Origin of the sequence: uncultured Demequina sp., from assembly GCF_913055775.1 — a bacterium.
In the GTDB taxonomy this organism is placed as follows: domain Bacteria; phylum Actinomycetota; class Actinomycetes; order Actinomycetales; family Demequinaceae; genus Demequina.
The window spans coordinates 1-5,992 of record NZ_CAJXJX010000148.1 but is presented as its reverse complement, the minus strand read 5'-3'; the positions used below and the strand labels follow the sequence as shown (position 1 = coordinate 5,992).

Sequence of the window (5,992 nt, the reverse complement as noted above, 5' to 3'; positions counted from 1 at the left end):
GTCCCCGGCCGGGGCTCGGCACAGGAGACGGCCAACGACGTCGGCTCGGCACTCGGCCGGTTCCTGTCCGAGGTCATTCAGGACGACATGGCCGTCGGTGTCGGTTGGGGGCGCACGCTCAATGCGTCCCTGCAGACCTTCCGTCCGCCGCCACGCACCAATACCAGGATCGTCTCGCTGCTCGGCGGCATCCTCGAAGCGCGGTGGATCAACCCGATCGACTATTCCTGGCAGGTTGCCAGCCGGCTCCAGGCGGAGTGCATGTTGTTCCTTGCGCCGCTTCTGGTCGACTCGGCCGCCACCAAGCGCCGTCTCATCGAGCGCTGCGGCCTCGACCGCCTTTTCGATCAGGCGGCAAAGCTCGATCTTGTCGTCATCAGTTGCGGCGATCTCGCCACCCGCGAGGGCTCGATCGGCCTCGGCATCCTCGATGCCGAGGTGCGCGACGCCATTCTCAAGGCCGGTGCGGTCTGCGATGTCTGCTGCAACTTCCTCGATACCAAGGGCAACACGGTCAAGCACGGCTTCGCCGACCGGCTGATGAACACCGACATCGACGCCATCGCCGGCGCCGGCCCTGTGGTCCTCGCATCGGGCGGCGCGGAGCGCGCCAAGGCGATCCGGGCGGCGATCCTGCGCACTGGCTGCGACACGCTGATCACCGACGAGGCGGCCGCCCGGGAAGACGCCGCAGCTGAGGAGCCCGCAGCCGCTGAGGACGAGCCCGCTGAGGCCGAGGGAGTAGCCGAGGAGCCCGCTGAGGCTGAGGCCGAGCCCACCGAGCCCACCGAGGACGCCGACGCCGAGGACGCCGACGCCGAGGACGCGGACGCCGACCCCGACGCGGAAGAGCCGCGCTCGTCGTGAACCGCGCTGTGCGCCCACTCGCCGTCGCCGCAGCGAGCATGGTGCTGCTGACCGGCTGCGTGCGGTCCACCGTCGAGACGACGTTCACGGATGGCGGCACCTTCTCGCAGCACTCGGTGATCGCGTTCGACCTGGATGCCGTGGAGTCCTTCGCGGGCTCGCAGGACCTGCCGCTCGACGGCCTCGAGGGCTCCGACGGCCTCGGCGGCCTGCTCGACGGCGTCGACTCGTCCGAGGCGCTGCAGGACCTCGAGGCTCGCTACCCGGGTCAGATCACCGTCGAGGACTTCGCCGAAGGCGACCTCACGGGCGTCGAGATCACGGCGACGGACCTTCCCGTCGACGAGTTCAACGAGGCGGCGGAACTCGCGTCCGGCATCGGCGCCTCCGCATCGGTGCAACTGACCGAGGACCAGTACGTGGTCACCATGACGCCGCCCGAGGGCCTCGACCTGCGCGCGGCGGGTGTCACGGACGCCAACCTGCGCCTGATCGAGTCGAGCGTCGACGTCGCGGTGACCTACACGTTCCCCGGTCTCGTGGAGTCGGCGACGGCCGGCGAGGTCGACGGGCGCAGCGTCGAGCTGGGCCTGGCGGATCTGGCGTCGGGCCGCGAGATCGTCGTCGTCGCCGGCGCGAGCGACCAGATCGACTGGGGCCCCTTCCTCCGCTGGGGCGGCTTCGCGCTCGCCACCATCCTGGTCGTGGGCGGCGCCGCCGCTCTCGTAGTGCAGGATCGCCGGGCGAGGCACCGCAACTCCTTGCCGCCTCCCACCGCCACGGATACCCCCTCGGGTCCCGGAGTGCTGGGCGGCGAGGACACGCCTGGCGACCCCACCGACACGCCCACGGAACCGCGCGCCTGAGCCACCGCATCGGCCCTGCACAGGGCCCGGAAGGTGAGAGCATGAGACGGTGCTCGCCACCTATCGTTCGATCCTGAGTCACCCCGGCGCGAAGGCCTTCGCCGCCGCGGGCCTGCTTTCCCGGCTCCCCATCGCGATGTTCAACATCTCGTTCATCCTGATGGTGCAGATCCAGTACGACAGCTACGAGATGGCGGGCCGCGTCGCCGCGATCGGCATCGTGGTGTGGGCGCTGCAGACCGTGCCGACCTCGCGCCTCGTGGACCGGATCGGCCAGCGCACCGCGATGCTGCCGCTGCTGGCGCTTCACATCGTGGGCGTGACCGTGGGCATCTGGACGGCGATGAACCAGGGCGCTGAGTGGGTGCTGTGGATCGCCGTCGCGGTCGCGTCGCTCACGGGACCGCTGGGCTCCCTGACCCGCGCCCGCTGGTCCAACATCCTCGACACCGACGAGGACATCCACACCGCGTTCGCCCTGGAGGGCGCGCTCGACGAGGTGCTGTTCATCTCGGGCCCGGCGCTGGCGACGATCCTCGCGACCACCGTGTGGCCGGCGGCGGGACTGGTGGTCTCGACGGTCGGCACCGTGGTGGGCCTCACGATCCTGCTCGCGCAGCGCTCGACCGAGCCTCCCACCCGCACCGAGACCGGCGGCGCGAGCCTGGGCCTGCGCGTCCCGCCCGCCGTCATCGCGGTGACGTTCATCGCGTTCGGGCTGGGGCTGATGTTCGGGGCCTTCGACATCTCCGTCGTGGGCTTCTCCGAGGAGCTCGGCTACAAGAGCTGGTCCGGAGTGGTGCTGGGCGTCGTCGCGGGCGGGTCCTTCCTGGGCGGCCTGCTGTACGGCACGCGCCACTGGAAGACGGCGCTGTGGAAGCGCACGGTGCTGGGCACCGTGGCCCTCGCCGTGGGCTTCACGGCCCTCGCGTTCTCGCCGAACCTCCTGGTGTTCGCCGTGGTGGGCTTCCTGGCCGGACTCGCGATCGCACCCACGCTCACCAACGCGGACACCGTGGTGCAGCGGGTGGTCAAGCGCGATCAGATCACCGAGGGCATGTCGTGGCTGCGCATCGGCATGGGCGTGGGCGTGGCGATCGGCGCGTGGGCCGCCGGCTATCTCGTGGACGAGCGTGGCGCGCACGCGGGGCTGTGGATGAGCGCTGGCGCGGCGATCGCGATGGTGGGCATCGCGCTGGCGACGGCCGCCGTCATCCGGCGCGGGACGGAGCGGCCCGGAGTGCGGGACACCCAGGACGTGCACCCGCCGTCACAGCGCGACCCGGACGAGTGGGTCGAGCAGCCGCCGGTGTCGCCCAACATCTAGCCCGTCCCCCTGTCCGGCACCCACCGACCCCTCTGGGGCGTCGCGGTCTCCTGTCCGGCAGGGAGTCCCAGCGTGCGCCGGACAGGGCGCGGCCATCTCGCGTAGGGGTCGGTGAGTGCCGGACGGGGAGGGCCGATGCGCGGGCTCAGGCCCGCACGCCCGTCACCAGTCGTGCACGGTGCCGTCGGTGAGGCGGTTCACCGGCAGGTAGGCCGGCTCGTACGCGTGGGCGCGCGCGGCGTCGCGGTCGAGCGTCACGCCCAGGCCGATCCGCTCGCCCGGATGCAGCCTGCCGTCCTCGAAGGAAAGCCCCGTCTGGAAGACCTCGAGGGTCTCCTCGGAGTGCCGCATGTACTCCTGGATCCCGAAGTTGTGGATCGCGAGGTCCAGGTGCAGGTGCGCGGCCTGGCCCACGGGCGAGATGTCCGTGGGCCCGTGGAAGCCGGTGCGGATGCCGTAGATCGAGGCGAAGTCCGCGAGCTTCTTCAGGTGGGTGATGCCGCCGGTGTGCGTGACCGCGGAGCGCACGTAGTCGATCAGGCGCTCGGTGATGAGCGTCTGGTAGTCGTGCACCGAGTTGAAGACCTCGCCGATCGCCAGCGGCGTGGTGGTGTGCTCGCGCACGTACCGCAGCGCCGTCGGGTCCTCGCCGGGCGTGCAGTCCTCGAGCCAGAACAGGTCGTAGGGCTCGAGCGAGCGTCCCAGCTGCGCGGCCTCGCGCGGGCTCATCCGGTGGTGGCCGTCGTGCAGCAGCGGCAGTTCGGCGCCGAACTCGTGGCGGACCTCCTCGAACACCGTCGGCACGTGACGCAGGTACGCCCGGGTGTCCCAGGTCTCCTCGACGGGCAGGGTCCGCGCGCCGGTCCCGCGGCGGGCGGGCTCGTAGTCGTAGCGATCGCCGTCGCCGCCCGCGGACGCCGCGACGCCGTACACCGAGTCGAGACCCGGGATGCCGGTCTGGACGCGGATGGCCCGGTAGCCCAGCTCGAGGTGCTCGCGGATCGAGTCCTTCAGCTCCTCGACGTCGCGGCCCGACGCGTGGCCGTACGCGAGCGCGCCCACGCGCGACTGCCCGCCCAGCAGTTGGTAGAGCGGCAGTTCCGCGACCTTGGCCTTGATGTCCCACAGCGCCATGTCCACCGCGGCGATCGCGGCCATCGTGACCGGGCCGCGCCGCCAGTACGCGCCGCGGTACAGGTACTGCCACGTGTCCTCGATGTTCATCGCGTCGCGGCCCTTGAGCAGGGGGATCACGTGATCGGCCAGGTAGACGGCGACCGCGAGCTCGCGGCCGTTGAGCGTCGCGTCGCCCAGGCCGGTGGTGCCGTCCTCGGTGGTGATCTGCAGCGTGACGAAGTTGCGGCCGGGCGAGGTGACGATGACCTCTGCGGACTTGATCGTGGTCATGGTCGGAACTCTAGGGGCCCGCGCGCCGCTCGCCCAGGGACGATCCGCCTGGTGCGATCAACGCCACACGGCGGGCCGATGCGCGGGTCACCTGGGCAGGTCGCGCGTCAGCAGCCGCAGAACTCGACGCCCAGCGCGATGTCGGACGCCTCGCCGAAACGCACGCCCACGTAGGGGTCCGCCCAATCGGCCCACGTCTCGGACCCCTCGGGGACATCGGCGACCGCGCCGGAGCCGTCAATGGCGTAGCGCACGCGGTACTCGGTCCACGGGGCATCGGGGTCGAACGAGTCCTCCTGGTAGCTCATCGTCGCCTCGACCTCCCCGACTCCGATGAACACCGCATCCATCAACTGCACGGAACCCGGATACTGCGAGAACGTGAAGCGCTCCACGGTGTCCGTGCTCAGCGCATAGGTCATCAGCACGAGGCTCTGACCACCGTCGCCCGAGGGCCCTCCGGCACGCAGGAGCACGCTGTCCCCGTCCTCCGCGGTGACGGGTCCTGTCCATCCGATGGTGTCCGCCGCCGCGTCAGCGTCAGGGAACTGATCGACGAGAGCCGAGGCGACCCACCCGTCCTCGTCGGCGCCGTCACTCCAGCGGTAGTACTTGAAGCCGGCCTCCGACTCCGCGCGCCAGAGCTCGTCGCCCTGCGCGTTCGCCGTGATGAACCGGATGTCTTCAGAACTCTCGCCGTAGACCCCGAACGCGAGATCGTCGAGCTCGCCGGTGGCCAGATCGACTGCGGCGCCGTGGCCGGTGCGCCCGCGTTCCGCGTCGGGCCGCGCCCACCAGACCATGGCCACGTCCTGGTCCTCGCGCCAGGACACCACCCGCGCGTCGTCCCAGGCACGCTCGGGCAGTTCGAACAGCTCGAAGTGCGTGTCCTCGGGGCTCACGAGGTACATCACCGCGGTCGGCTGCACGAACTCGTCGTTGAAGTACTCCTGCTGCATCGCAGCGACCTCGACCGCCCAGCCCTCGCCCACGACGTCCCACACCCAGTCCTCGATGACGTGGGCCAGCGGGTAGTCCAGGTACGGATCGCTGCGCTCGGTCGCAAGCGCGGGGAGGGCGTCGTCCGCGATCCCGTCGGGGCTGTCGTCGAAGCGCGGGTCCTCGGGCTCGACGGACGCCGTCGCGGTAGGCGATGCGACGGGCGAGGCGCTTGGTGCGGGCGCGGCGGGCTCGTCGGCCACGTCGTCCGAGGCGGGACTGCACGCGCTCATGCCCAGCACGCCGATCGCGACGCACGCGATGGTCGCGGAACCCGCCGCGCGTCGCGCGCGCACCTGCATCTGCCTCAGTGCCTGTCCAGCCGCCATGGCCAACCCCTCAGTCGCTTGGCCCGATCCTAGGGCAAGCCTCGAGGCTGACAAGGTGCTCCGCGACGGGACCAACGTCCCGGCGTCGCCCCGCGCGCGCGCCCTAACCTCGAAGCAGACGTCGGGCGGCACAGCAGCCGCCCATCAAGACGTGGCGCAGGCGGCCATCCGGGGACTAGGCCGCCTGCGCCGCAACA

General features: G+C 71.0%; 5 protein-coding genes. 3 read left to right on the top strand and 2 right to left on the bottom strand.

Annotated elements, in window-relative coordinates:
* From QZ483_RS12225 to QZ483_RS12215, 3 genes are all read left to right on the top strand, one after another.
* A partial coding sequence (locus QZ483_RS12225; protein WP_297084394.1) for a sugar-binding transcriptional regulator occupies positions 1–867 on the top strand: 867 nt, incomplete at its 5' end.
* A complete protein-coding gene (locus QZ483_RS12220) occupies positions 864–1,733 on the top strand; it encodes an LppM family (lipo)protein (RefSeq protein ID WP_297084393.1) in 870 nt (289 codons plus the stop codon). The genes QZ483_RS12225 and QZ483_RS12220, both read left to right, overlap by 4 nt.
* A gap of 49 nt (positions 1,734–1,782) precedes the next feature.
* Positions 1,783–3,060: an MFS transporter gene (locus QZ483_RS12215; RefSeq protein ID WP_297084391.1), complete on the top strand. Its 1,278-nt coding sequence runs from the start codon at positions 1,783–1,785 to the stop codon at positions 3,058–3,060.
* Positions 3,061–3,222: 162 nt separating this feature from the next.
* Here QZ483_RS12215 and manD read toward each other — a convergent pair whose 3' ends face one another.
* Both manD and QZ483_RS12205 read right to left on the bottom strand, forming a co-directional pair.
* Positions 3,223–4,467 (bottom strand): D-mannonate dehydratase ManD, encoded by a 1,245-nt coding sequence (gene manD, locus QZ483_RS12210; RefSeq protein ID WP_297084389.1) that lies wholly within the window; start codon positions 4,465–4,467, stop codon positions 3,223–3,225.
* Between the two features lie 107 nt (positions 4,468–4,574).
* Positions 4,575–5,795: a hypothetical protein gene (locus QZ483_RS12205; RefSeq protein ID WP_297084386.1), complete on the bottom strand. Its 1,221-nt coding sequence runs from the start codon at positions 5,793–5,795 to the stop codon at positions 4,575–4,577.
* Positions 5,796–5,992: the final 197 nt, after the last annotated feature.